This is a genomic window from Dyella sp. 333MFSha (assembly GCF_900102405.1).
Classification (GTDB): domain Bacteria; phylum Pseudomonadota; class Gammaproteobacteria; order Xanthomonadales; family Rhodanobacteraceae; genus Luteibacter; species Luteibacter mycovicinus.
Genome location: NZ_FNBR01000001.1, coordinates 637,177 through 662,892, shown reverse-complemented (window position 1 = coordinate 662,892; position 25,716 = coordinate 637,177). Strand labels below are relative to the sequence as shown.

Genomic DNA, 25,716 nt, shown 5'->3' with positions numbered 1-25,716 from the left:
CCCATGCGAAGCTGGCCGGTCGTCGAAACGTCGAGCGTCAGAAGGACAGCTCCAGCCCGACAGTCACACTGCGACTCGGAGCTGGCTGGCGGCCCCACGGGCTGGTATCGATTCCCCTGTACCAGTACTGCTTGTCAAAAAGGTTGTTTACTGCGAGCGATCCCGTCAGCAACGACGTGCCACGCGTCATCAGCACCTGCGTCCACTGCGCGTTCCATACGGCGTAGGAAGGAAGCTGACCGACCGAGGCGATGGCGTTCTCCGTGCGCGTATTGGCCGCGTCGGTGTACGCGCTGCTGAAGTAATAGCCGGACAACGCGACCGTTGTATGACCCCGTGTATACGAAGCGCCGAGATTGACCTGGTTACGCGAGGTGTATGGCACACGAAGGCCTTCGTACAGACCGGATTTCTGCTCGGCGTCGAGGTAGGCATAGCCTGCGGTGAGCTTCAGACCGTCCAGCACTTCAGGCGACCAGGCGACATCCGCCTCGAGGCCCTGATGCACGGTCTTGCCGATATTGCCGTAGGTACGCGTGGTGTTGTCGAGCTGGATCTGCTTATCGAAGTCGATCCGGTAGACGTCGGCGTGGATCGCCGTGCGCGCGGATGGGTTGAACCGCGCACCGAGCTCGTAATTCCATGCGAGTTCGGAATCGAGGTTATCGCCGAACACGATCTGGGTCACCTGCGGCGCGCGCAGGGAGCGCTGCGCATCCGCGTAGACGTACCAGCGCTCCGATGCCTTGAAGCCCACGGTCAGGCCGGGCAGCCAGTTGCGCACGTTGTTGGTGAACGACACACCGTTGGCGCGATTGAGATAGGTCGCGTCGAGGTGCTCGTAACGCACACCCGGGGTCACGGTGAAGCGATCGTCCGCGAAGCCGATGGCGTCGCTGAGGTAACCCGCCCAGGCGCGGTCGCGGAACTGCCAGTCGCGGACCAGCGTGTAGACGCCGTTATCCAGGCCCGTGTTGCCCACGAGAAAATCGATATTCTCGTGGACGGCACGGGCGCCCACGGTGATCTGCTGGGTCACCGGTCCATCCACGTGCAGGCTGAACTGGGGTTGCGTGCCGTAGACCTTGAAGCCGCGCGGTGCACTCTGCAGCAACTGCGGCGGCAGATCGGGGCGCCAGGTCTCGGTGGCGAGACGACGCATGCCCACGATGAAGTTGCGCTCGCTGTCCGCGCTGAAGTTGGTCCAGCTGAACTTCGAGCTGTCGAAGGCCCACCAGGCACCCAGATCCTGCTCATACGTCAGCGAGGCACGCGTGGTGGTGCCATGGAAGCGATCGAGCGGACGTGTGGCCTGCCGCGGGTCGTCAAGGTAATCGGCGACAGACAGTGCACCGGCCATATCCATGCGCGCCACGTAGCGCTGCACATCGGCCTTCACTACCTTGTCGTCCGCGATCCACCATTCGGTCCGCAGACGTACGTTTTTCACGTCGGTGCCGCTGTGTCCGCGAAAGTATTCGCCTTTGAGGTAATCGGCGTCGAGCTGCATGCCGAAGTTCGGCGTGAGGTAGCCACCTGTCGATACCGACGTGTCGCGGAGCATCTGGCCACGGCCGTAAGCGGTGATCTTCTCGCCGACGGTCGTCGTCCAGCGCTCCGGGATAGGCTTGCTGACGAAGTTGATCACGCCACCGACGTTGTTCGGGCCGTACTGCACCGCCGCGCCGCCACGCACGATGTCGATGCGGTCGATCTGGTTCATGGTGACCGGGAACAGCGAGAGGCTGGTCTGTCCGTAGGGCGCAAGCGAGAGCGGAATGCCATCGAGCAGCGCCTGAACACGACCGCTGCGGCTTTCATAGAGACCACGCAGAGCGATCTGGGGCAGTACGCCGGTACCGGTCTCGTCGAAGATCTTCACACCGGGCACGCGCTGCAAGGCATCGTCAAGAGACCGGTTCGCACCTGTCGACAGCGCTTCGTGGTCGATGACCTGGCGGCTGCCCGCATACGTCCTGACGTCTTCCACGCGCGACGCGCCCAGCACGCTGCCTGTCACCACGACCGGGTCGAGCTTGCGTGTCTTGTCCGTCGCCGTGTCCTGCGTGGTGTCCTGCGCCGCCGCGGCTTGCGCGGCGAGCGCGAGGGCCAGGGCGAAAACGATCTGGCGCTGGCGGATGCGGTCCTTCATGTAGCGTTTCCGTTGGAGAAGAGAGAAGTCGGACGTCGCGCAGCCCGGCGACGCGGTTGCGTAAGGCAGCCTGGAGCAACCCGCGGTTTTCCCCGAAGAGGGCCACGGGCAACCCGGAGCCGGGAGCGAATTCGGAATGCCGGTCTGACGCCTCATTGCGTCCTGTCGCATCGATGGTGAAGCGACCACGGCGAACGATAATGCGAATTATTATCGATAACAAGGGGTGGCGCTCGCACGTGCGAGGCGGGAATGAGCGATGCAGTCGCGTCGTCGGGAGAGGTGGCGATCTACCGTGCCAGACCCACGTGTAGGAGCGCGCACTGCGCGCGATCCGGCGTCGTCTGACGCCTATCGCGCGCAGGGCGCGCTCCTACCTTGATTTCCTTGGGCTGACCTGGCGGGTCAACCGCCTCCGCCACCGCCGCCGTGGATCCCGCCCTTGGTCAGTGCCGCCGGATCGAGCAGCTTGGCCAGCTCGGCTTTGCTGAGCCCCGTGGTTTCGAGCGCCACATCCATAATGGGACGCTTTTCCTTGTAAGCCTGCTTGGCGGTCGCGGCGCCCTTCTCGTAACCGATCACGGGATTGAGTGCGGTAACCAGGATCGGATTCTTGTCCAGGGCTTCGCGGATGTGCTCCTGGTTGACCTTGAAGCCGGCGATCGCCTTGTCGGCGAGCAGCGTCGTCACGTTGGCCAGGATCTCGATCGACTGCAGCAGGTTGTAGGCGATGACGGGCAGCATGACGTTGAGCTGGAAGTTGCCCGACTGACCCGCGATCGCGATGGTCGCGTCGTTGCCTATGACCTGAGCGGCGACCATCGCGGCTGCCTCGGGGATCACCGGATTGACCTTGCCCGGCATGATCGACGAACCCGGTTGCAACGCCGGCAGCTCGATTTCACCCAGGCCGGCCAACGGACCGGAATTCATCCAGCGCAGGTCGTTGGCGATCTTCATCACCGCGACGGCGAGCGTGCGCAGCTGGCCCGACAGTTCGACCGGTGCGTCCTGTGCCGCCATGCCGGCAAAGTAGTTTTCCGAGGACTCGAATTTTAGCCCCGTCAGCTTCGACAGCTCCGTCGCCACGGCCGGGCCGAACTTCGGATCGGCGTTGATGCCCGTGCCCACCGCGCTGCCGCCCTGCGGCAGACGACGCGTGCGCTTCAGCGTATCGGTAATGCGCTCGGCGGCATCGCCGATCTGCGCCGACCACCCCGAAAGCTCCTGACCGAAGGTGATCGGCATCGCATCCATCAGATGCGTGCGACCGGTCTTTACCACTTTCCTCAGTTCCTTCGCCCGGCCGTCGATGACCTTGCGCAGATGCTTCAGCGCGGGCAGCAGCTTCTCGCTGGTCGCCAGCGTCGCGCTGACCAGGATGGCCGTCGGAATGACATCGTTGGAGCTCTGCCCCGCGTTGACGTGATCGTTCGGGTGAACCGGGCTCCCTGCCGCCTCGGCCAGGTGTGCGATCACCTCGTTGGCATTCATGTTCGAGCTGGTGCCCGAGCCGGTCTGGAACACGTCGATCGGAAAGTGCTCGTCGACCTCACCGGCTGCCACGCGCTCGGCGGCGGCGCGGATGGCCTTGGCGGACGCTTTGTCGAGGTGGCCAAGTTTGACGTTGGCCTCGGCGGCGGCCGATTTGATCAGGCCCAGTGCGCGGATGAACTCGCGCGGCAGGGTGAGGCCGGAGACAGGGAAATTGTCCACCGCGCGCTGGGTCTGGGCCCCGTAGAGGGCTTTGGCGGGGACCTTCAACTCACCCATGCTGTCACGTTCGGTGCGGAACCTTGTCATGCGGGAAGCTCCTGGGGGGGATTCCCTTACATTAAGCCTCGCAAGCACCCATCGCCAGCCGTCTGGCTCCCGTCGGGCCGCCGCTAAGTGGTAGAGGCCCGTTCTGGCGGGAGCCCGCCTCCTGGCCGTTCGCGGTAACCGGACCCCACCACCCCGCCGGGTTATAATCTCCGGCTGCTCCCGCCAAGCCTCAGGAACACCCCATGTCCCACGCCACGCTGACCGCCCTCTCGCCGCTGGACGGCCGCTACGCCTCCAAGGTCGAGCCGCTGCGCCCGATCTTCAGCGAATTCGGCCTCATGCATCGCCGCGTACATGTGGAAATCCACTGGCTGCTGGCCCTGGCCTCGCATCCGGGCATCATCGAGCTGCCGGCCTTTCCGGCCGACGCGGTGAAGACCCTGCTCGCCATCGCCGACGACTTCTCCATCGAAGACGGCGAGCGGATCAAAGCGATCGAGGCGACCACCAACCACGACGTCAAGGCGGTCGAGTATCTGATCAAGGAGAAGATCGGCAACGATCCCTCCCTCGCCCAGGCCAAGGAGTTCGTGCACTTCGCCTGCACCAGCGAAGACATCAACAACCTCGCCTACTCGCTGATGCTGCGCGACGCCCGTGAGTCGGTGCTGCTGCCGGCGCTGGATCAGGTCATCGCGAAACTCCGCGCACTGGCTCACGAACACGCCGGCCTGTCGCTGCTGTCGCGCACGCACGGCCAGACCGCCTCGCCCAGCACCATGGGCAAGGAAATCGCCAACGTCGTGGCGCGTCTCGAGCGCCAGCGCAAGCAGCTGGTCGCGATCGAGATCCCGGGCAAGATCAACGGCGCGGTCGGCAACTACAACGCGCACGTCATCGCGTACCCCGCGGTGGACTGGCCGGGTCTTGCCTCCCACTTCGTCGACGGTCTGGGCCTCACCTTCAATCCGTACACCACGCAGATCGAACCGCACGACGGCATCGCCGAGTTCGCCGACGTGCTGCGCCGGATCAACATCATCCTGATCGATCTCGCGCGTGACATCTGGGGTTACATCTCGCTGGGATACTTCCGCCAGGCACTGAAGGCGGGTGAAGTCGGCTCGTCCACGATGCCGCACAAGGTCAACCCCATCGACTTCGAGAACGCCGAAGGTAACTTCGGTCTCGCCAACGCCCTGCTCGGCCACTTCGCCGAGAAGCTCCCGATCAGCCGCTGGCAGCGCGACCTCACCGACTCCACCGTACTTCGCGCGCTGGGCACGGCCTATGGTCACTCGCTGGTCGCCATCGAGTCGCTGCTCAAGGGTCTGGGCAAGCTCAACGTCAACGCCGAACGCGTCTCCGCCGACCTCGACAACAGCTGGGAAGTGCTGGCGGAAGCCGTGCAGACGGTCATGCGCCGCTTTGGCCTGCCCGAGCCGTACGAGCAGCTCAAGGCACTGACCCGCGGCCAGGGGATTACGAAGGAGTCGATGCGCGCGTTTATCGCTGGCCTCGACCTGCCCGCCGACGCGAAGCAGGCGCTGGCTGAGCTGACGCCGGCCAGCTACATCGGACTGGCGGACAAGCTGGCCAAGGCGATCTGACTCAAGTAGCAAGAAGCAAAACGACAAGCCCGGCGTAGCCGGGCTTTTTTCGGTCAGCTTTTCAGAATTGTTCGATGGACCACAGCGGCTGGCTACGGTAGCGTGACTGCACTGCGCCGTGGGCCTTCAAACTAAGGAGCGTGAATGAGAGGCAAGTTTAGTGGCTTCGCCGCCATGGCAGTGCTCGCGGCATCGCTTCAGACGCATGCCGAGGATGTGAGCACCGCTCAATCAATTCGGCTCAAGGCCCCCAGGGGAATTTCCGACGCTTTCTATTCGTGCATTGGCAAAGCAGGATCCGACAAGGACAAGCTCAGCGACTGCATCGACGTCGAAAAGAAGGCCCAAGACGTTCGCCTCAACAAGGCATACAACTCGCTAATGGCTCATATCGACGAGAAGTCGAAAGCCAGTCTTCGAGCCGCGGAACGGGCATGGCTTGATTTCAACAACAAGTCGATCATCGCGCAGACGAGTATCGGCGCATCCAGCCAGATCAACGATTTAGACGTAGCGGAATCGGAACTCTTCCGGTATTGCCTGCAGGCTAACACGCTTGAGCATTATCTTTTCGGCATCGGCTATTAGTGAAAGCAGCCGACATAGCCAGCGCGTACCAGCGTGCGCTTAATGAATACGGGCGAGGCGACGCACTGCGGCGTGCTGAGCAAAAGGTCGCGGATCGAAACTTCGACCCTTCCAGCCAAGGTGCCGATGACGACGTCAGGGAAGCGCTGCATGTCATTGGCGGTACATCTGCCGTGCATTCGACGCCTGTATCCGCCGTGCTTCGCGTCGGATCGCACGGCGCGGGGGTCACCGCGCTACAGTCACAGCTAAACGAGCTGAGCACACCTTCAAATGGCAATCTCACCCTGCAAGTCGTGCACAACCGACCAGGCTAGTTGCAACGTAGCAAGGCATCGGTAAGAGGCGGGGAAAAGCCGATTTACGGCGAACATCGATTGTCGGCCCGGGACTCAGATAGGAACCTTGGCGGATGTTAATGACGCGAGTGATCGTCATCGCAGCGATGGTCGCGATCATCGCAATGACGATCACGATCGTCGTGGTAACCCGGACCACCGCGGTCTCCGTAGCCACCGTGGCGATGGTCGCGAATGATGCAGCCGCTCAGGGAGAAAGCGGAAAGCAGAACCAGTGCGATAAGCAGCGGACGTTTCATCAGAGCCTCTTTCGATCGCGGCTTATTGCCTTGGACGTAACGTACGCGTGCGTCAATCAATGCGGGATGAAGCGCAGGAAGCGGTGTTCTGGCTTTTCGCGCGCAGGGCGCGCTCCTGCGACGCAGGCTCCGGCTGGGCGGTGACGCAGCGCGGAGGCGGGCTGCGCGGCTACAATGCCGGCATGGCCATCCAGACCCCCACCCGTAAGCCCCTCCCGATCGAAGTGCGCGGCAGCGCCAGCCAGCCGCTTGGCATGAGTGCCGCGCAGTTTCTGCGCGATTACTGGCAGAAGCGTCCGCTGCTGATCCGTAACGCCTTCCCGGACTTCGAAGCGCCCATCGAGCCCAACGACCTTGCCGGCCTCGCCTGCGAAGAGGGGGTGCTCGCCCGCCTCATCGTTCATGACGAAAAGCGTGACCGCTGGACGGTCAGGAGCGGCCCCTTCGAGGAAGCCGAATTCGGCAAGACGCCCAAGCGCGACTGGACCCTGCTGGTCCAGGATGTCGACAAGTGGGATGCCGACGTGGCGGGCCTGCTCGAGCACTTTGCGTTTCTGCCCAGCTGGCGCGTGGACGATGTCATGGTGTCCTATGCCGAGGACGGCGGCGGCGTCGGCGCGCACGTCGACCAGTACGACGTCTTCCTCATCCAGGGCATCGGTCAGCGCCACTGGGCGATCAGCGACGACCCGGACGCACCGCTCGACTTCCGCAACGACGTCGAACTGAAGCAGCTGAAGGAATTCCTGCCGACCCACGAGTGGCTGCTCGAACCCGGCGACATGCTTTACCTTCCGCCAGGCGTGCCGCACGACGGCGTCGCCCTGGGCAATTGCATGACGTTGTCGGTCGGCATGCGCGCGCCCTCGCAGGCCGAGCTGACCGGCGACCTGGCGGACTTCCTCGCCGAACGCATGCCCGACGAGCTTCGTTACACCGATGCCGACCTGACCCCGGTCAAGCGCATCGGCGAGATCGACACGGCTGCGCTCAACCGCCTGCGTCAGGCCCTGCCCTTCGCCGCCGCGCTCGATCGTGACCTGCTGGCCGACTGGTTCGGGCGCTTCATCACCCGCTACCGCAATGCCCAGTCCCCGGCCGCGCCCCCGAAGGCGACCACCGTCGCCGCGCTGGACAAGGCACTGGCCGGTGGCTCGGGCCTGATCCGTCACCCCTACGCGCGGCTTGCGTGGGTGCGTGGCAAGAAGGACGCCACCCTCTATGTCAGCGGCAGTGCCTATGCCTGCCCGGCCGACCTGGCCGAGCGACTGGCCACCGAGCGGGACGTACGCCTGCAGCGCGCACCCTCGGCTGCCGAACGGGAGGTTCTGCTGGCTCTGGTCAACGACGGCGCGCTGGTCGTTCGCAAGGGTCGCTCCCGGTGAGCGGCGCGGCGGACACCGCGCTGATCGTCGAAGACCGTGCCGGTCTCGAGATCGCGCATGTCCGCCTGCTGACCCAGGCCCGCTACCGGGCCGCGATCTACCTGCCGCGCATGGACGTCGGCATGCTGGACCATGAGACGATCCTCACGGAGCTTCGCCGCCTGGCCACCAGCGGGCGGCAGGCGCAGGTCCGTATCCTCACCCATGATGCCGAGCAGGCGCACCGCGAGGGTCACCGGCTGATCGCGCTCGCCCAGCGCCTCCCCACGGCCGTCTCCATCCGTGTGCCGACCGATGAAATCCACGTGGGCTACGCATCGGCGTTCATCTGCGATACGACAAGTGGCTACCTGTTCCGACCCGTCGCGAGTCGCTTCGAGGCACGCGGCGACCTCGACGCACCCGGTGAGACCTCTCGCCTGATGGCCTATTTCGAGGAAGTCTGGGAGCGGGCCGAGCCCGCGTGGCAAATAAGACCACTTGGGATCTAGCTGGCATGAGAAACGTCGATTCAAGTTGGCGTGATGCCGCAGCACGGAGCTATACTTAACGGATTCTTATGCCGCGGCACGCCCTCGTGCGGCCAGCGGCAGCCCGTCCTTTTCGTGTGTGCCGGTGGTGACGTGAGCGCAAACCTGATCCGCGAGTTTTCCGAATCCTCCCAACTCGCCGGCGGTAACGCCGACTACGTAGAGCAGATCTACGAATCCTGGCTGGCCGATCCCGGCTCCGTCACGGCCGAGTGGGATGGCTATTTCAAGACGCTGAAGGGCCGCGAGGCCGGCGACGTCGCCCACTCCGCCGTGATCGCCCGCATCGAGGCCGCGCAGAAACAGCGTCGCTCCGCGGTCGCCGCACCCGCCGTCGGTTCCGCCGACGATGCCTACGCGCAGAAACAGGCCGGCGTCCTCCGCCTTCTGACAGCCTATCGCTCGCGCGGCCACATTTCCGCGCAGGTCGATCCCCTCGGCCTGACCGTCTCGGACGTCGACACCCCGGACCTCGGTCTTGCCTTCCACGGCCTCTCCGACGCCGACCTCGGCACCGAATTCGACGCGGGCACCTTCGCCGGTGGCGGCCAGCGCATGACGCTGCGCGACCTGCTGGCGAAGCTCAAGCAGATCTACACCGGCACCATCGGCGCCGAGTTCATGTACATCTCCGACTACGACCAGCGGTCGTGGATCTACTCGCGTCTCGAGAAGGCCGCCGGTTCGCCGGGCCTGCAGAACGCCGAGAAGGTCCGCATCCTCGAGGCGCTCACCGCCGCCGAGGGTCTGGAGCGTTACCTGCACACCAAGTACGTCGGCCAGAAGCGCTTCTCGCTCGAAGGTGGCGACAGCCTGATCCCGATGGTCGACGACGTCGTCCGTGCCGCCGGCGACAACGGCGTCAAGGAAGTCATCATCGGCATGGCCCACCGCGGCCGCCTCAACGTCCTGGTCAACATCCTCGGCAAGGCGCCCTCGCAGCTCTTCAACGAGTTCGAAGGCAAGTTCGAGCATGACGACAGCGCCATCCACACGGGTGACGTGAAGTACCACATGGGCTTCTCCACCGACGTCAAGACACCCAACGGCGGCGTCCACGTCGCGCTGGCGTTCAACCCGTCGCATCTGGAAATCGTCAACCCGGTGGTCGCCGGCTCGGTGCATGCGCGCCAGTCGCGTCGCCGCGATGTCGCGCGCGACAAATCGCTGGCCGTCCTGATCCACGGCGATGCCGCCTTCGCGGGCCAGGGCGTCAACATGGAACTCCTGCAGATGTCGCAGGCGCGCGGTTTCGCCATCGGCGGCACCTTGCACATGGTGGTCAACAACCAGGTCGGCTTCACCACGTCCAAGCGCGAAGATTCGCGCTCCACGCTGTACTGCACCGATCTGGCCAAGATGGTCAACGCGCCGGTGTTCCACGTCAACGGTGACGACCCGGAAGCGGTGATCCAGGTCACCCGCCTGGCTTACGAGTTCCGCAAGCAGTTCAAGAAGGACGTGGTCATCGACCTCGTCTGCTACCGCCGTCATGGCCATAACGAGGCCGACGAGCCGGCGGCGACCCAGCCGCTGATGTACCAGATCATCCGCAAGCGCCCGACCACGCGCGACCTCTACGCGCAGTCGCTGGTCAAGTCCTCGACCATCGGTGCCGACGACGGCCAGAAGATGCTCGACGATTACCGCGCCCGCCTCGAAAAGGGCGAGCCGCTGATCGCGATCGATCCGAACCCGACGCGCGACATCCCGGTGGACTGGAGCCGCTTCCAGAACAACAAGCTGTCGATGTCGGTCGACACCGGCGTGCCGCGCGAACAGCTCGGCAAGGTGCTGGATGCGCTGCTCGACATTCCGTCCGACGTCACCCTGCACCCGCGCGTCGCCAAGATCTACGAAGACCGCCGGAAGATGGCCGCCGGCGAGCTGCCGGGTGACTGGGGCTTCGCCGAGAACCTCGCTTACGGCACGCTGATCGCCGAGGGCAACGACCTCCGCGTGGTCGGTCAGGACGCCGGCCGCGGTACGTTCTTCCACCGTCATGCCGTGCTGCACGACCAGAAGAGCGACGACACCTACCTGCCGCTGTCCAAGGTGCGCGCCGACGCCCGCGTCGACGTCATCGACTCGCTGCTCTCCGAAGAAGCCGTGATGGCCTTCGAGTACGGCGAAGCCACCACCTCGCCCGATCAGCTCACCATCTGGGAAGGCCAGTTCGGCGACTTCGCCAACGGCGCCCAGGTCGTCATCGACCAGTTCATCAGCTCCGGCGAAGCCAAGTGGGATCGCCTCTGTGGCCTGTCGCTGTTCCTGCCGCACGGTTACGAAGGTCAGGGCCCGGAGCACTCCTCCGCGCGCCTCGAGCGCTTCCTGCAGCTGTGCGCGCTGGACAACATGCAGGTCTGCGTGCCGACCACCCCGGCGCAGGCGTTCCACATGATCCGTCGTCAGCAGGTGCGCCCGGTGCGCAAGCCGCTGATCGTCATGACGCCCAAGTCGCTGCTGCGCCACAAGCTGGCCGTCTCCTCGCTGGACGAACTCGCCCACGGCCAGTTCAAGCTGGTGATCGGCGAGCATCGCGAGCTGGTCGCCAGGAAGGTTCAGCGCGTCGTGCTGTGCTCGGGCAAGGTCTACTACGACCTGCTCGAAGACGCCGAGAAGCGCGGTCTCACCGATGTGGCCATCGTCCGCGTCGAGCAGCTCTACCCGTTCCCCCGTCCGGAAGTCTCGGCCGAACTGGAAAAGTACCCTTCCGCGAAGGAAGTGGTCTGGTGCCAGGAAGAACCAATGAACCAGGGCGCGTGGTTCCAGATCCGTCATCACCTGCAGGCCTGCATCGGGTCGAAGCAGAGCCTGTCCTATGCGGGACGCTCGCGCTCGCCCTCGCCGGCCGCCGGCCACCTCAACACCCATATCGCCGAACAGACGGCGCTCGTCGAGCAAGCCCTCGTCGCGCCCGTCGGCACCGATCACGCAGCGGAGTAAGACAAGCATGTCCATCGAAGTCAAAGTCCCGGTCCTGCCGGAATCGGTCTCCGACGCGCTCATCGCCACCTGGCACAAGAAGGCCGGTGATGCGGTCAAGCGCGACGAGAACCTGCTGGATCTCGAAACCGACAAGGTCGTGCTCGAAGTGCCCTCGCCCGTCGACGGCGTGCTGAAGGAAATCAAGTTCGAGGAAGGCGCCACGGTCACCAGCAGCCAGGTCATCGCCGTGATCGAGGAAGGCGCCGCCGCTGCCGCACCCGCCCCGGCCGCCGCGCCGGCCGCCGCCGGAGCACCGAAGGCTGAGAAGACCGAAGCCGCCGCCGCACCCCAGGGCGTCGACGAGCTGTCGCCCGCCGGCCGTCGCGTCGCCGTGGAAGAAAACATCGACCCGTCCAAGGTCGCCGGCACCGGCCGCGATGGCCGCGTGACCAAGGAAGACCTGGTCAACGCCGGCAAGGGTGGCTCCGCCGCTCCGGCCGCCTCCGCCGCTCCGGCCGCCAGGCCGACGCCGGGTTCGCGCCCGGAAGAGCGCGTCGCCATGACCCGCATCCGTACGCGCATCGCCGAGCGCCTGATGCAGTCGAAGAACTCCATCGCGATGCTCACCTCGTTCAACGAGGTGAACCTCGCCGAGGTGGTCAAGCTGCGTAAGTCGCTGGGCGAGCAGTTCGAGAAGGCCAACGGCGTCAAGCTGGGCTTCATGAGCTTCTTCGTGAAGGCCGCGACCGAAGCCCTCAAGCGCTACCCGGTGATCAACGCCTCGGTCGACGGGTCGGACATCATCTACCACGGCTACCAGGACATCTCCATCGCCGTCTCCACCGACAAGGGCCTCGTGACCCCGGTCCTGCGCGACGTGCAGGACATGTCGTTCGCCGACGTCGAGAAGGGCATCATCGGTTACGCCAAGAAGGCGCGTGACGGCAAGCTCGGCCTGGACGACCTCCAGGGCGGCACCTTCACGATCACCAATGGCGGCACCTTCGGTTCGCTGCTCTCCACGCCGATCGTCAACCCGCCGCAGAGCGCCATTCTGGGCATGCACACGATCAAGGAGCGCCCCATCGTCGAGAACGGCCAGGTCATCGCCGCCCCGATGATGTACATCGCCCTGTCGTACGACCACCGGATCATCGACGGCCGTGACGCCGTGCTGTTCCTGGTCGACATCAAGAACCAGCTGGAAAACCCGCAGCGGATGCTGCTCGGCCTGTAATGATCGGCTGAACGTCACACGTGAAGGCGGGAGTCGAAAGACTCCCGTTTTCGTGTTCCGACCCCATATTGGGCGGTAGCCAACTACCGCAGAAACATCCGGAGCAAGAGCTATGAGCGACAAGTTCGACGTCATCGTCATCGGTGCGGGTCCCGCGGGCTATGTGGCCGCGATCCGCGCCGCGCAGCTGGGCCTGAAGACCGCCGTGGTCGACGCGTTCGTCGGCAAGGACGGCAAGGCCGCCCTCGGCGGTACCTGCCTCAACGTCGGTTGCATCCCGTCCAAGGCACTGCTGGATTCGTCCAAGCAGTTCCACAACCTGACGCACAACTTCAAGGACCACGGCATCACCGCCGAGAATCCGAAGATCGACATCGGCACGTTCATCGGCCGCAAGGACAAGATCGTCAAGCAGTTCACCGGCGGCGTGACCATGCTGTTCAAGGCGAACAAGGTCACCTCGTTCTTCGGCAAGGGCAAGCTGCTCAAGGGCAACGAAGTCGAAGTCACCGGTAACGACGGCACGGTCTCGACCATCTCGGCGACCAACGTCATCCTCGCCTCGGGCTCGGTGCCCATCGAACTGCCGTTCGCCAGGTTCGACGGCAAGCACATCATCGACAACGCCGGCGCGCTCGACCTGACCGACGTGCCGAAGCGCCTCGGCGTGATCGGCGCCGGCGTCATCGGCCTGGAGCTGGGCAGCGTGTGGAAGCGCCTGGGCGCCGAAGTCACCGTGCTCGAAGCGCTGCCGAAATTCCTCGCCGTGGCCGACCAGGACATCGCCAAGATGGCCGCCCGCGAGTTCGCCAAGCAGGGCCTCGACATCAAGGTCAACGCCAAGGTCACCTCCGCCGAGGTCAAGGGCGACGAAGTGCACCTGGGCTACACCGACAAGGACGGCGCGGCGCAGTCGCTGGTCGTCGACAAGCTGCTGGTGGCCGTGGGCCGTCGCGCCTACACCGCCGGCCTGCTGGCTGACGATACGGGCGTGAAGCTCGACGAGCGCGGCCGCATCGTCGTCGACGAGCACAACCACACCGGTGTCGACGGTGTCTGGGCCATCGGCGATGCCGTGCGCGGCCCGATGCTGGCACACAAGGGCTCCGAAGAAGGCGTCATGGTCGCCGAGCTGATCGCCGGGAAGCCGGGTCACATCAACCTCGACACCGTGCCCTGGGTCATCTACACCGAGCCGGAAATCGCCTGGGTCGGCAAGACCGAAGAGCAGCTGAAGGAAGAAGGCATCCCCTATAAGACGGGCGCCTTCCCGTTCGCCGCCAATGGTCGCGCTGTCGCGATGAACGAGGGCATCGGCCAGGTCAAGATGATCGCCCACGCCGAAACCGATCGCATCCTCGGCGTGCACATGGTCGGCCCGGTCGTGTCCGAGCTGATCCATGAGTGCGTCGTGGCGATGGAGTTCAAGGGCTCGTCGGAAGACCTTGCCCGCATCGTCCACGCTCACCCGGCGCTGTCGGAAGTCGTGCACGAAGCTGCCCTGTCGGTCGACAAGCGCGCTATCCACAAGGGCAACTAAGCCCGCGTGAAACGAGCCCGCCCCTGCGAGTAGCATGGGCGGGCTTTTTCGTTCCGGAAGCGGCGCCTTTGTAGGAGCGCGCCCCGCGCGCGATGGATGTCATCGCAAATCCCGTCGCGCGCGGGGCGCGCTCCTAGAAATACGTCGGAGATTTTTTTATGCGTGACATCAAATCGCTGTGCGTTTACTGCGGATCCAACAGCGGCTCGCATCCCGAATACACCGAGGCGGCCATCGCCTTCGGGACACGGATGGCGAAGGAAGGCATCGCTCTGGTTTACGGGGGCGGCAAGGTCGGCCTGATGGGTACCGTGGCCGATGCCGTGCTTGCCGCGGGTGGCCGCGTCATTGGCGTCATTCCGCGCCAGCTGGTCGAGAAAGAAGTCGCGCATACGGGCCTCTCCGAGCTGCAGGTGCTCGAGACCATGCACGAGCGCAAGACGCGCATGTACGAACTGTCCGATGCCTTCGTCGCCCTGCCCGGCGGCTTCGGCACGATGGACGAGATGTTCGAGATGCTGACCTGGGCGCAGCTCGGTCTGCACAGCTATCCCTGCGCCTTCCTCAATGTGCGTGGCTTCTACTCCCACGTGTCGGCGAGCATGGACCACATGGTGGCGGAAGGCTTCGTCAAGCCGAACCAGCGCGAGCAGGTCTGGTTCGGCGACAGCATCGACGCGCTGTTCGACTGGATGAAGCACTACGAGTCGACCTACACGCCTAAGTGGATCACCAAAGACGCGGTGTAGGAGCGCGCCCCGCGCGCGAAGGCCCCAAGCAGCCACCGCCAGGAAAGACACCGCCGATGCCCCTCATGAAAGCCTTCCGCATCCACAGCGACGACGCCGGCTATCGCGCCGGCATCGAAACCATGGACACCGACGCCCTCTCACCCGGCGAGGTACTGGTCAAAGCCGAGTGGTCCTCGGTGAACTACAAGGACGCCCTCGCCGGCACCGGTAAGGGAAAAATCCTGCGCAGGTTCCCATTGAACGGCGGCATCGACGTCGCCGGCACGGTCGTCGCATCCACCGACACCCGCTTCAGAGAGGGTGACAAGGTGCTCGCTACCGGCAGCGGCCTCTCCGAGACCCGCGACGGCGGCTACGGCGAATACGTCCGGCTTCCGGCCGATCTGACCATTCCCCTTCCCGCCACACTGACCACGCGCGAGGCGATGATCCTGGGCACCGCCGGCTTCACCGCCGCGCTGGCGCTGCTGCGCATGACCGACAACCGGCAGACGCCGGACCTCGGCCCGATCGCCATCACCGGTGCCACGGGCGGCGTAGGCATGCTCGGCATCGATATCTTCACCCGGGCCGGCTATCAGGTGCATGCGATCAGCGGTAAAACCGACCGCTTCGACTTCCTGCGGGGGCTCGGGGCGGTCGATTGCCTCGATCGCCACGCACTGAGCTTCAGCGGCAAGCCCATGGAATCGGCAAAATACGGCGGCCTGCTCGACAACGTCGGCGGCAAGACCCTGGCCGGCTTCCTTCCGATGATCGCGTCCTACGGCAACGCGGCGATCTGCGGCCTCGCTGGCAGCCCCGACCTCGCGACGACGGTTATGCCTTTCATCATCCGCGGGGTCAGCGTGCTGGGCGTGGCGTCCGCCGGTACGGGCCGGGCCATTCGCGATGAGGTATGGCAACGCCTTTCCAGTGACTGGAAACCACGCCATCTCGACACCATGTGCACGAAGGAGCTGGCACTTGAAGACGTGGCGAGCGTTTTCGACACCATGCTCGAGGGCGGTTCCTTCGGTCGAACCGTGGTCAGGATTGGCGGTTAAGTCGCTGTCCCGGAAGGTTTACGCCGCCGCACCATTGATACGGGCGCAGCGGTCGGTAGAATGGCGCATCGCCAGAGGCGCAACGCGCGACAGAATTACGTCGCCGTGGTTATCGAAGACGTTCGCCCGGATGGCGCACGTCACCAAGGAAAACGCATCGGGCATCGACCCGGGGGAAAGTGAATGGCTCGCATCCTGATCGTCGACGATTCGCCGTCGCAGTTGCTGGGAATCAAGCGCATCGTCGAGAAACTGGGCCACGAGGCCATCACCGCCGAAGACGGCGCCCAGGGCGTCGAAGTGGCCAAGCGTGAAATACCCGACCTCATCCTGATGGACGTCGTCATGCCCAACCTCAATGGGTTTCAGGCCACGCGCACCATCAGCAAGGAAGAAACGACCAAACACATCCCGATCATCCTGGTGACCACCAAGGATCAGGACACCGACAAGGTGTGGGGCCTGCGCCAAGGCGCGCGTGCTTACGTCGTCAAGCCGATCAAGGAAGACGAGCTGGTCGCGGCTCTGAAAGAGCATCTGCCAGGCTGATCCAGCCTGACGGCTGTCGAGCGGGTCTGCTCAAGGAGGTTGGCTCCGTTGGGAGCCAACCCCGTTGGCGTAAAAGCAGCCCGCGAAGGTCTTACCCCTTCCGCGGGTCGAACCCCGCGAACGCATCCTTGAACTCCGCGTAGGCCGCCTGCTCTTCATGAGTCTCAGGCACCGGCACGCGTATCTCCAGCACGACGATCTGGTCACCCGGCTCCGAACCCGGCAAACCACGCCCCTTCAGCCGTAGCTTGCGGCCCGACTGCGAGCCCGAGGGAATACGCAGGTCCACGTGACCGCCCAGCGTCGGCACGGGCACCGTGGCACCCAGCGCGGCCTCCCAGGGCGTAATCGGCAGCGTATGCGTGACCGTCCGCCCGTCCAGCCGGAATCGCGCGTCGTCGCGGATGCCGATCTCCAGTAAGAGGTCGCCTGACGGGCCACCGCCCATACCCGGGTGACCCTGCCCGCCGAGCCGGATGGTCTGCCCCGGCGTGATACCCGCCGGAATCTTTACCTCGAGCACGCGCTCGCCGCCGTTGGAATCGTTGAGCACGACCCGGGTCTTGCCGCCGTTGAAGGCGGTCTGCAGATCGGTCTCGATCCGCGCCTGGATGTCACGCCCGCGACGGGCCTGACTCTGCTGCTGACCACGACCGCGACCCGCGCCGCCGAACAGGCTCTCGAAGAAGTCGCTGAAGTCGCCGTTGCCGCGGCCGCCCATGTCGCCGAAGTCGAACCCACCACCACCCTGGCCAAAGCCCGGCGGCGGACGGAACTGCTCCCCCTGGCGATAGCCGCCGGCGCGGAACTGGTCGTACTGACGACGCTTCTCGGGATCCTTCAGGGCCTCATTGGCCTCGTTGATCGCCTTGAACTTCTCTTCGGCACCCGCCTCTTTGTTCTTGTCCGGGTGGTATTTGCGGGCAAGCTTGCGGTACGCCGCCTTGATCTCGGCGTCGGTCGCGTCGGGCTTGACCCCTAATGCTTCGTAGTAATCCTTGAACTCCACAGGCTCTCCCGGGCTTGTGTCGACACCAATAAAACGAAATGCCCGCGGCGGACAGCGTCCACCGCGGGCCTGACCTGCAAGCTTAGAGCGAATCAGCCCACGGCGTTAACTACAATACGCCGAGGAGCGCTTTCCGCCTTCTTCGGGATGGCGATTTCCAGCACACCGTTGCTTCCCGACGCGGTAATACCTTCGGCATCGGCGCTTTCCGGCAGGGTGAAGCTACGCTTGAACGCACCCGCGGTCCGCTCGACCCGGCTGAACTTGCCCTCGGTCTCACTGGCGAATGCCTTGCGCTCGCCCTTGATGCTGAGCACGTTCTTTTCCATCTGGATGTCGATGGCGGCCAGATCCACACCCGGCACATCGGCAAGGATCAGGAAGCGACCGGCTTCCTCACGAATGTCGACACGCGGCGCCCACGCGCTCTCGGCCTGGCTGGCCGGCGCGGGAATCTCGTTGCCGAAGAGGTGATCGAAGACGTTGCGGACATCGCTGGCGAACACCGGCGCACGACGGAACGACACCTGACGAAGCTGGTTCATCTGTTTGACTCCCAAGAAGTTTTTCGGCCCGTGGCCGTCTGCGAAGAAAGATATGACCGACCCGGCGCGATTCAAGAGGGCGACGGTTGCGGTTGCCGTCGCTTCAGGGAAATGGCCTTCACGTACACTCGGGGCTTTCCTCCACGAAGGACCTTGCCATGACCATCGCAGTTGGCGACCGCATTCCCGAGGGCACCCTTACCGTCTTCAAGGACGGTATCGAAACCGTCACCAGCACCGACGTGCTCGGCCAGGGCAAGGTCGTGCTGTTCGCCGTACCCGGCGCCTTCACCCCGACCTGCTCCAACAAGCACCTGCCCGGCTACATCCAGCACATGGAAGATTTCCGCGAGCGCGGGGTCAAGGTCGCCTGCCTGTCGGTCAACGACGCCTTCGTGATGCACGCCTGGGGCGAGTCGCAGGGCGTCCCCGAGGACCTGGTGATGCTGGGCGATGGCAATGCCACGTTCGCGCGAGCGCTGGGCCTGGAACTCGATGGCACGAAGAACGGCATGGGCATTCGCGCAAAGCGCTTCGCCATGTACATCGAGGATGGCGTGGTGAAGGTGCTCAATGTCGAGGCACCGGGCGAGTTTCGTGTGTCGATGGCCGAGACTGTCCTGGCCGCGATCGACGCCTGAGCGTTGTGGCGTAAGCCGCGTCCTGCGCACGGGCTCGGCTTCGCCATCGCGTTGGCTGTTCGCGCTGAGGGATGGGCGCCGTTGGGTGTCATTCTCGTCGCTAAGTCCTCCTTCGGCCTTCGCCTACGTGCGGAAGCGCTCCGAGAACGACACCCAACAGCGCCCTCCAACCCATGAGGCTGCGGAAAGGAACGCGACAAGCAAAGCGCTGCGTGAAGTGTCGCCGCGCAGCTCCGCTCGCCTCCCAACCCGCCGCATCGTCGAAAGGGAGTCGTCGGCTGCCGTTTCCTGGAGCGATTCCGCACGTAGGCGAAGGCCGGAGGAGGACTTAGCGAGAGGAAACGGCAGCCGACGACTCCCCCACCTCGACGCGCGAAAAAAAACCCCGCGTCTCCGCGGGGTTCTTCTTTTAGCCTTCCGTCGGCTCAGTCGGCTCGTCCGGGTCATCCGCACCCGTCGGCCCACTCTCCACCGGCGGCAGATCGGCCGCGACGTCACCGTCAACCACCACGTCGCCCTCGCCTTCGATCTCGAGCTCTTCCTCGGCCTCGAGACGGACGATACCGATCAGGGTCTCGTCCTTCGGCAGCTTGATCAGCGTGACGCCCTGCGTGTTACGGCTGAGCTGGGAGACTTCCGAGACGCGCGTACGCACCAGCGTGCCCTGGTCGGAGATCAGCATCAGCTGCTGGGCCTCGGTGACCTGCGTGGCGGCGACCAGCTTGCCGTTGCGCTCGGAGCACTGGATGCCGATGACACCCTGAGTGCCGCGGCCCTTCTTCGGGAACTCCTCGAGCACGGTCCGCTTGCCATAGCCACGCGCCGTTGCCGTGAGGATATCGCCCTCACCCTTCGCGACGATCAGCGAAACGACTTCGGTGTCCTCGGCCAGACGCATGCCGCGCACGCCGGTGGCCGTACGGCCCATCGAGCGCACGGTGCCTTCGTCGAAACGCACGACCTTGCCGTTGGACGCGAACAGCAGCACGTCGCTTTCGCCCGAGGTCATCGCCACGTCGACCAGCGCATCGCCCTCGTCGAGGTTGATCGCGGCCTTGCCCTTCTGCAGCTGGAATGCGAACTCCGTGAGCGGCGTCTTCTTGACCGTACCGTTGCGGGTGGCAAAGAACACGAAGCAGGTCGGGTCGTAATCGCGCACCGGCAAGACGGCCTGCACCTTCTCGCCCTCACCCAGCGGCAGCAGGTTGACGATGGGCTTGCCACGCGCGCCAGGACCGGCTTCCGGCATCTGGTAGACCTTGAGCCAATAGACGCGACCGGTGCTGGTAAAGGTCAGCAGCGTGTCGTGCGTGTTGACCACCCACAGCTGCTGCACCACGTCTTCGTCTTTCAGCGCCGAGGCCGAACGACCCTTGCCGCCACGCTTCTGCGCGCGGTACAGGCTGGCGGCCTGACGCTTGATGTAGCCGGTGTGCGACAGCGTGACCACGACGTCTTCCGGCGCGATCAGGTCGAGGACGTTCAGGTCCTCCTGTGAGTGCTGGATCTCGGTGCGACGGGCGTCGCCGTAATCCGTGCGGATCTGCTCGAGCTCGCCACGAATGACTTCGAGCAGCACCGCCGGGTTTTCGAGAATCTCGATGAGGCCACGGATGGCTTCGAGGATTTCCTTGTATTCGTCGGAGAGCTTTTCCTGCTCCAGACCCGTGAGGCGATGCAGACGCATCTGCAGGATCTCCGTCGCCTGGGCTTCGGACAACTGGTAGCCGTCGTCACGCAGTCCATCGCGCGGATCCATGTCTTCCGGACGCGACGATGCCGCACCGGCGGCATCGAGCAGCGCCTTGACCAGGCCCGGCTCCCAGCGACGGGCGACCATACGCTCGCGTGCTTCGGTCGAGGAAGCCGACGTGCGGATCAGTTCGATCATCTCGTCGATGTTGGCGAGCGCGACCGTCAGGCCTTCGAGGATATGCGCGCGCTGACGCGCCTTGCGCAGATCGAAGATGGTGCGACGGGTGACGACTTCGCGGCGGTGACGGATGAACGCCTCGAGGATGTCCTTGAGGTTGAGCAGCTTCGGCTGGCCATCGAGCAGCGCGACCATGTTGATGCCGAACGTGACCTGCAGCTGCGTCTGCTGGAACAGATTGTTCAGCACGACGTCGGCCATCGCGTCACGGCGGATCTCGATGACCACGCGCATGCCGTCCTTGTCGGACTCGTCGCGCAGCTCGCTGATGCCTTCGAGCTTCTTTTCCTTGACCAGCTCGGCGATCTTCTCGATCAGACGCGCCTTGTTGACCTGGTACGGCAGCTCGTGGATCAGGATCGTCTCGCGGCCGTTGGCCTCGGTTTCGATCTCGGCGCGGGCGCGCACGAGGATGCGGCCACGGCCGGTACGGTAGGCCTCGACGATGCCCGACGAGCCGTTGATGATGCCGGCGGTCGGGAAATCCGGGCCCGGAACGAAGGTCATCAGCTCGTCCACACCGAGCGAGGGATCCTCGATCAGTGCGAGTACGGCGTTGATCACCTCGGTCATGTTGTGCGGCGGGATGTTCGTCGCCATGCCGACGGCGATACCGGCCGAACCGTTGACGAGCAGATTGGGCACGCGCGCGGGAAGGACCAGCGGCTCGCTTTCGCTTTCGTCGTAGTTGGGCCCGAAATCGACGGTCTCCTTGTCGATGTCGGCCAGCAGCTCGTGCGTGAGGCGCGACATGCGCACCTCGGTGTATCGCATGGCTGCGGCGTTGTCGCCGTCGACCGAACCGAAGTTACCCTGGCCGTCGACCAGCATGTAACGCAGCGAGAACGGCTGAGCCATACGGACGATGGCGTCGTATACCGACGAATCGCCATGAGGATGGTATTTACCGATCACGTCACCGACGACGCGCGCCGATTTCTTGTAAGCACGGTTCCAACCGTTACCGAGTTCGTTCATGGCGAACAGAACGCGTCGATGCACCGGCTTCAGGCCGTCGCGGACATCGGGGAGTGCGCGGCCGACGATGACGCTCATGGCGTAATCGAGGTAGCTCTGACGCATCTCGTCTTCGATGTTGACGCGGATGATTTCTTTGGCGAGTTCTGCCATCAAACGGCTTCCTGGATGTCCATCAAAATGCCCCCGCCGCCCGCATGTGTCGCGGTATGGCGACGCGGTCGACCCAACCCATCGATGATATCACAACCGGAGCCGAAAAGACAGCGAAAAACGGCGTAAAAACAATGACTTACGCGAGTGTTTTCGGGGCGCGGAAAAGCAGGGTCCTAGCGAACAGATAATTCGCCGTCGCCCCCGCCGCAGAGCCGAGCGCGACAGCCACCGCCGGCCAGGGCCGCAGGCCCGGAAACGCCTGCAGCACCAGCAGATACACGCCGTTGTTGATCACCGCGCCGACGGCCATCAAAGCCATCCAGTGCAGCCATTCCGCGCGTGCGCCGCGACCGGAATCGCGATGCGCGAAGGTGTGCCGGCTGTTCCACCACCAGGTGAACGTCGCGGCGGACAGGAACGACACCACGCGCGCCGTGTAGACGTTCCAGCCGACGAAGCCGACCAGTGCCTGCGCCATGCCCGCGTCGACGCAGAGACCGAGCACACCGCCCGCCGCGAACAGAGCGACTTCGCGGCGGATGTGCTTCACGGAAACAGGATCCGCATCTGCTCTTCGTCGGGCCTCAGGATCACGCCGCGCTCGGTGACGATCGCGTCGATCAGCTCGGCGGGCGTCACGTCGAACACGGGATTCCAGGCGTCCGCACCTTCAATGACAGTGCGCGTGCCGGACATCGACAGGAGCTCGGCCGCATCGCGCAGTTCGATCTCGATATCGTCGCCGTTGGCCGTCGCCATGTCGACTGTCGTCGACGGTGCCACCACCATGAACTTGACGCCATGATGCCGCGCCGCGATGGCCAGCTGGTAGGTACCGATCTTGTTGGCCGTGTCGCCGTTGGCCGCGATGCGGTCGGCGCCGACGATCACCCACTTCACCTTGCCATCCTTCATCAGGTGCGACGCGGCGGAGTCGGCGATCAGCCGTGCGGGGATGCCGTCCCGAACGAGTTCCCACATGGTCAGGCGGGCACCCTGCTGCCACGGCCGCGTTTCACCGGCGTAGACCTGCTCGATATGGCCGGACGCCACACCGGCGCGAATGACGCCGAGCGCCGTACCGTAGCCGGCCGTCGCGAGAGAACCCGTATTGCAGTGCGTGAGTACGTGCGACCCGGGCTCGATCAGCGCGGCGCCGAGTTCGCCCATGTGACGATTGGCGGCGAGATCCTCGTCCTGAATGGCTTGCGCCTCGCGTTCGAGTGCGTCCGTATCGGCCCCATCGAGGATGCGCCGGTTCATGCGATCCAGCGCCCACATCAGGTTCACCGCCGTGGGCCGCGCGGCGCGCAGAGTCGCCAGGGCCGTGGGCAGGTCTTCGCCGGCCTTCGCCGCCAGTACGACACCCCAGGCAGCCGCGATGCCGATGGCCGGCGCACCGCGCACGGCGAGGTCGCGAATGGCCGTGGTCACCTGATCGGACGTCGTGCTGTCGAACCAGATTTCCTCGGCGGGGAGACGGCGCTGATCGAGCAGGCGCAGACGGTCGCCGTGCCACTGGACGGCGCGAATGGAATCATGGGAGGCGGTCGTATTCATCGGAGCATTATCGCACTCCCACCGGCCGGACGGAGCCAGCGCGGAAAACCCTGCGCATTCGCCACCGAGGCCGTGCGCCGACCGGAAGGACTCAGCGATCCGCCAGCCACTCATGAATGGCCGGGGGCACCAGCTTCTGCGCGCGGCCCGACACGTATATACCGATGTGACCGCCCTGGAAGGCCAGCGCCGTGTAATCGGTGCTTCCGATCGCGTCCCCGAGCGGTTTCGATGCGGCAGGCGGCACGAGGTGATCCTGCTCGGCGTAGATGTTCAGCACGGGCTGAGTGATGTTTTTCAGGTCGATGCGGTGACGGCCGACCTTCGCCTCGCCCTTGATCAGAAGGTTCTTCTGGAAGAAGTCGCGCGCGAACTCGCGGAACGCCTCGCCCGCCTGATCCGGCGAATCGAAGATCCACTTTTCCATGCGCAGAAAATTTTCGACTTCCCGGGGATTATCGAGGACGTCGACCAGGCCCACGTATTTCTGCTGATTGAGCCGCACGGGTTTCAGCGTCAGGTAGGCGAAGTTCATCAGGTCGGCGGGGATGTTGCCCATCGTGTCGACGAACAGGTCGATGTCGACGTTACGCGCCCAGTGCGACAGCATGTTGTCCGGCGTATGGAAGTCCACCGGCGTGACCATGGTGACGAGGTTGCGGACCTTTTCCGGATGCAGCGCGGCGTAGCAAAGAGAGAACACCCCGCCCTGGCAGATGCCGAGCAGGTTCAGCGATTCGTCGCCATGGCGGTCGCGAACCGCGTCCACGCAGCGATCGAGGTAGCCGTCGATATAGTCCTCGAGGGTGAGCCAGCGATCGGCGCCGTCGGGGTAACCCCAGTCGATGAGGTAGACGTCTTCTCCCTGATCGAGCAGGTTGCGCACCATCGAGCGGTCTTCCTGCAGGTCGACCATCCACGGCGTGTTGACCAGCGCATAGCAGATCAGCAGCGGCGTTTTCGCGGTGGGCTTCTTCTCACCCCTGAAGTGCCAGACGGTGAGCTTGTCTTCGGTATAGACGGCTTCGCGCGGCGTCGTACCCAGTTCGATGGGGCCGACATGTCTGAGCGTTTCCATGCCGGCTTCGAGCTTGCGGCGGAACGCGTCGACCTCGGCCTGTGCGCGGGCGGGATCGAACGAGAACGGGTTATCGGTCATCGGCTGCCGCCCCGGGAGGTGGCTTTCCTGGCCGTGACTTTTTTAGCGGCGGCTTTTTTAGCTGCGACTTTCCGGGGTGCGGTCTTTGAGGGTCCGCCCTTCGAGGGCGCCGTCTCCACGGGCACGGATGTCCTGGGCTCGGCCTTCTTCGGCTCACCACCGCGCAGCGATGCAATCTCCGCCTTCAGCGCCTCGACTTCAGCCGCCACGCCCTGCAACTGACGCAGTTCACGACGCACCGCCTGCAGCCGCTCGCCGAGACGATCGACTTCAGTTCGCGTCGGCATGCCCGTCTGTACCGCAAAGCGCTCGACCTGCTTCTGTTGCAGCAGCCTGAGGCGCATCTGCGCGTTCACCAGGGACGCATAGACGTCCTTGAATTCTTCCGACAGCGCAGCCTCACCGTAACTTTCCTCGGCGAGGTTCACCCAGCGGTCGTATACCGAGCGCATGGAGTCCGCGTCCGTCGGCGGCGCCTGCTCGCGGAGCGCCGCGCCGGCGCGATCCTGCACACCCTGCAACAGCGTCTGGTAGCGCTGGTAATGTTCCGCGTAGTCGATCCAGGCGCGCAGCAAGGCCTGCTGTTCTTCCTGCTGTTCACGCGTCAGGCCGAAGGCGGGCATCGACAGCGTTTCACGCGCGACGCGCGCCCAGTCATCGAAGTTCTGCGTACCGGGCTGGGCGGAAGCCCCGGGAGGCGCGCCATAGCCGAACGGTCCCGCTCCGGCGGCGCTTGCGGCGAACGGTGGCATGCCCGGACCGCCTGCGCCGTAAGGCATGGGACCCGGTCCCGTGGCGCCGAAGGGCGGCATGCCGCCCATGGGAAACGGCGGCGCACCGGCGGGCTCGCCCGACGTGAACGAACGCATCCAGTCACCATAGCCGCCCAGACCGCCAAACATGCGGCTCATGATGTCGGCAGGAGGCACTCCGGGAGCGGTATCGCCCTTGGGATCGAACTGACGGGACCACGCCTCTAGGCCGTCGCGCACGAGGGCCTGGTACTGGTCAATGAAATCGTGAGGTTTATCGGCCATGGGTCTATGTTACGGCACC

Annotated in this window: 21 protein-coding genes; 11 read left to right on the top strand and 10 right to left on the bottom strand. The window is 64.7% G+C overall.

Annotation, left to right across the window (positions count from 1 at the left end):
- Nucleotides 1-37 precede the first annotated feature (37 nt).
- The gene (locus BLT40_RS03055) at nt 38-2,152 is read right to left on the bottom strand and encodes a TonB-dependent receptor family protein (protein WP_090351288.1); all 2,115 of its coding nucleotides are present in this window, start codon (nt 2,150-2,152) and stop codon (nt 38-40) included.
- A gap of 405 nt (nt 2,153-2,557) precedes the next feature.
- Complete coding sequence (locus BLT40_RS03050; protein WP_036112327.1) at nt 2,558-3,955, bottom strand: class II fumarate hydratase; 1,398 nt, start codon at nt 3,953-3,955, stop codon at nt 2,558-2,560.
- Between the two features lie 203 nt (nt 3,956-4,158).
- Between BLT40_RS03050 and purB the strand changes: the two genes are divergently transcribed.
- On the top strand, nt 4,159-5,526 hold the full coding sequence (gene purB, locus BLT40_RS03045; protein ID WP_090351285.1) for an adenylosuccinate lyase: 1,368 nt from the start codon (nt 4,159-4,161) through the stop codon (nt 5,524-5,526).
- Between the two features lie 144 nt (nt 5,527-5,670).
- Nucleotides 5,671-6,114 (top strand): lysozyme inhibitor LprI family protein, encoded by a 444-nt coding sequence (locus tag BLT40_RS03040; RefSeq protein ID WP_090351283.1) that lies wholly within the window; start codon nt 5,671-5,673, stop codon nt 6,112-6,114.
- 415 nt (nt 6,115-6,529) lie between these two features.
- On the opposite strand, the gene BLT40_RS03035 is transcribed toward BLT40_RS03040, so the two are convergent.
- Nucleotides 6,530-6,712, bottom strand: a complete 183-nt coding sequence (locus BLT40_RS03035) for a hypothetical protein (RefSeq protein ID WP_090351280.1) — start codon at nt 6,710-6,712, stop codon at nt 6,530-6,532.
- Between the two features lie 182 nt (nt 6,713-6,894).
- Between BLT40_RS03035 and BLT40_RS03030 the strand changes: the two genes are divergently transcribed.
- The 8 genes from BLT40_RS03030 (at nt 6,895) to pilH (ending at nt 16,679) form a co-directional block, all read left to right on the top strand.
- Nucleotides 6,895-8,097, top strand: a complete 1,203-nt coding sequence (locus BLT40_RS03030; RefSeq protein ID WP_079521116.1) for a cupin domain-containing protein — start codon at nt 6,895-6,897, stop codon at nt 8,095-8,097.
- Nucleotides 8,094-8,588 carry a DUF7931 domain-containing protein gene (locus tag BLT40_RS03025; RefSeq protein WP_090351278.1) on the top strand — a complete coding sequence of 165 codons (495 nt, stop codon included), beginning with the start codon at nt 8,094-8,096 and terminating at the stop codon, nt 8,586-8,588. Before BLT40_RS03030 ends, BLT40_RS03025 begins: the two co-directional genes overlap by 4 nt.
- A gap of 132 nt (nt 8,589-8,720) precedes the next feature.
- Entirely contained in the window at nt 8,721-11,573 is a 2,853-nt protein-coding gene (locus BLT40_RS03020) for a 2-oxoglutarate dehydrogenase E1 component (RefSeq protein WP_036112319.1), read from the top strand.
- Nucleotides 11,574-11,580: 7 nt separating this feature from the next.
- A complete protein-coding gene (gene odhB / locus BLT40_RS03015) occupies nt 11,581-12,792 on the top strand; it encodes a 2-oxoglutarate dehydrogenase complex dihydrolipoyllysine-residue succinyltransferase (RefSeq protein ID WP_090351275.1) in 1,212 nt (403 codons plus the stop codon).
- A 112-nt stretch (nt 12,793-12,904) separates the two neighbouring features.
- Entirely contained in the window at nt 12,905-14,332 is a 1,428-nt protein-coding gene (lpdA, locus tag BLT40_RS03010; RefSeq protein WP_043694639.1) for a dihydrolipoyl dehydrogenase, read from the top strand.
- A gap of 158 nt (nt 14,333-14,490) precedes the next feature.
- Nucleotides 14,491-15,081 (top strand): LOG family protein, encoded by a 591-nt coding sequence (locus BLT40_RS03005; protein WP_036112310.1) that lies wholly within the window; start codon nt 14,491-14,493, stop codon nt 15,079-15,081.
- Between the two features lie 56 nt (nt 15,082-15,137).
- On the top strand, nt 15,138-16,130 hold the full coding sequence (locus BLT40_RS03000) for an acrylyl-CoA reductase family protein (protein WP_090351273.1): 993 nt from the start codon (nt 15,138-15,140) through the stop codon (nt 16,128-16,130).
- A gap of 183 nt (nt 16,131-16,313) precedes the next feature.
- Entirely contained in the window at nt 16,314-16,679 is a 366-nt protein-coding gene (pilH, locus tag BLT40_RS02995) for a twitching motility response regulator PilH (protein WP_036112304.1), read from the top strand.
- A gap of 91 nt (nt 16,680-16,770) precedes the next feature.
- On the opposite strand, the gene BLT40_RS02990 is transcribed toward pilH, so the two are convergent.
- On the bottom strand, nt 16,771-17,688 hold the full coding sequence (locus BLT40_RS02990) for a DnaJ C-terminal domain-containing protein (protein WP_036112301.1): 918 nt from the start codon (nt 17,686-17,688) through the stop codon (nt 16,771-16,773).
- Nucleotides 17,689-17,780: 92 nt separating this feature from the next.
- Nucleotides 17,781-18,233, bottom strand: coding sequence for an Hsp20/alpha crystallin family protein (locus BLT40_RS02985; protein ID WP_090351270.1), 453 nt, complete (start codon nt 18,231-18,233; stop codon nt 17,781-17,783).
- Nucleotides 18,234-18,391: 158 nt separating this feature from the next.
- Here BLT40_RS02985 and BLT40_RS02980 point away from each other — a divergent pair, with 158 nt between their 5' ends.
- Entirely contained in the window at nt 18,392-18,874 is a 483-nt protein-coding gene (locus BLT40_RS02980; protein ID WP_079520966.1) for a peroxiredoxin, read from the top strand.
- A 409-nt stretch (nt 18,875-19,283) separates the two neighbouring features.
- Here BLT40_RS02980 and gyrA read toward each other — a convergent pair whose 3' ends face one another.
- The 5 genes from gyrA to BLT40_RS20715 form a co-directional block, all read right to left on the bottom strand.
- Nucleotides 19,284-21,938, bottom strand: coding sequence for a DNA gyrase subunit A (gene gyrA / locus BLT40_RS02975; protein WP_090351268.1), 2,655 nt, complete (start codon nt 21,936-21,938; stop codon nt 19,284-19,286).
- Between the two features lie 139 nt (nt 21,939-22,077).
- On the bottom strand, nt 22,078-22,491 hold the full coding sequence (locus BLT40_RS02970) for a GtrA family protein (RefSeq protein ID WP_255363917.1): 414 nt from the start codon (nt 22,489-22,491) through the stop codon (nt 22,078-22,080).
- The gene (mtnA, locus tag BLT40_RS02965; RefSeq protein ID WP_090351266.1) at nt 22,488-23,501 is read right to left on the bottom strand and encodes an S-methyl-5-thioribose-1-phosphate isomerase; all 1,014 of its coding nucleotides are present in this window, start codon (nt 23,499-23,501) and stop codon (nt 22,488-22,490) included. The genes BLT40_RS02970 and mtnA overlap by 4 nt, the downstream gene beginning before the upstream one ends.
- Nucleotides 23,502-23,592: 91 nt before the next feature.
- Complete coding sequence (locus BLT40_RS02960) at nt 23,593-24,660, bottom strand: class III poly(R)-hydroxyalkanoic acid synthase subunit PhaC (RefSeq protein ID WP_036112288.1); 1,068 nt, start codon at nt 24,658-24,660, stop codon at nt 23,593-23,595.
- Entirely contained in the window at nt 24,657-25,697 is a 1,041-nt protein-coding gene (locus BLT40_RS20715) for a poly(R)-hydroxyalkanoic acid synthase subunit PhaE (RefSeq protein ID WP_090351263.1), read from the bottom strand. Before BLT40_RS20715 ends, BLT40_RS02960 begins: the two co-directional genes overlap by 4 nt.
- Nucleotides 25,698-25,716 lie beyond the last annotated feature (19 nt).

Bases quoted from the DNA above. Each gene is read 5' to 3' on its own strand.
- mtnA (WP_090351266.1), bottom strand. From the start codon at position 23,501: ATGAATACGACCGCCTCCCATGATTCCATTCGCGCCGTCCAGTGGCAC.
- purB (WP_090351285.1), top strand. From the start codon at position 4,159: ATGTCCCACGCCACGCTGACCGCCCTCTCGCCGCTGGACGGCCGCTAC.
- BLT40_RS03050 (WP_036112327.1), bottom strand. From the start codon at position 3,955: ATGACAAGGTTCCGCACCGAACGTGACAGCATGGGTGAGTTGAAGGTC.
- pilH (WP_036112304.1), top strand. From the start codon at position 16,314: ATGGCTCGCATCCTGATCGTCGACGATTCGCCGTCGCAGTTGCTGGGA.
- odhB (WP_090351275.1), top strand. From the start codon at position 11,581: ATGTCCATCGAAGTCAAAGTCCCGGTCCTGCCGGAATCGGTCTCCGAC.
- BLT40_RS03000 (WP_090351273.1), top strand. From the start codon at position 15,138: ATGCCCCTCATGAAAGCCTTCCGCATCCACAGCGACGACGCCGGCTAT.
- BLT40_RS03035 (WP_090351280.1), bottom strand. From the start codon at position 6,712: ATGAAACGTCCGCTGCTTATCGCACTGGTTCTGCTTTCCGCTTTCTCC.
- lpdA (WP_043694639.1), top strand. From the start codon at position 12,905: ATGAGCGACAAGTTCGACGTCATCGTCATCGGTGCGGGTCCCGCGGGC.
- BLT40_RS03040 (WP_090351283.1), top strand. From the start codon at position 5,671: ATGAGAGGCAAGTTTAGTGGCTTCGCCGCCATGGCAGTGCTCGCGGCA.
- BLT40_RS20715 (WP_090351263.1), bottom strand. From the start codon at position 25,697: ATGGCCGATAAACCTCACGATTTCATTGACCAGTACCAGGCCCTCGTG.
- BLT40_RS02985 (WP_090351270.1), bottom strand. From the start codon at position 18,233: ATGAACCAGCTTCGTCAGGTGTCGTTCCGTCGTGCGCCGGTGTTCGCC.
- BLT40_RS03030 (WP_079521116.1), top strand. From the start codon at position 6,895: ATGGCCATCCAGACCCCCACCCGTAAGCCCCTCCCGATCGAAGTGCGC.
- BLT40_RS02960 (WP_036112288.1), bottom strand. From the start codon at position 24,660: ATGACCGATAACCCGTTCTCGTTCGATCCCGCCCGCGCACAGGCCGAG.
- BLT40_RS02980 (WP_079520966.1), top strand. From the start codon at position 18,392: ATGACCATCGCAGTTGGCGACCGCATTCCCGAGGGCACCCTTACCGTC.
- BLT40_RS03055 (WP_090351288.1), bottom strand. From the start codon at position 2,152: ATGAAGGACCGCATCCGCCAGCGCCAGATCGTTTTCGCCCTGGCCCTC.
- BLT40_RS03005 (WP_036112310.1), top strand. From the start codon at position 14,491: ATGCGTGACATCAAATCGCTGTGCGTTTACTGCGGATCCAACAGCGGC.
- gyrA (WP_090351268.1), bottom strand. From the start codon at position 21,938: ATGGCAGAACTCGCCAAAGAAATCATCCGCGTCAACATCGAAGACGAG.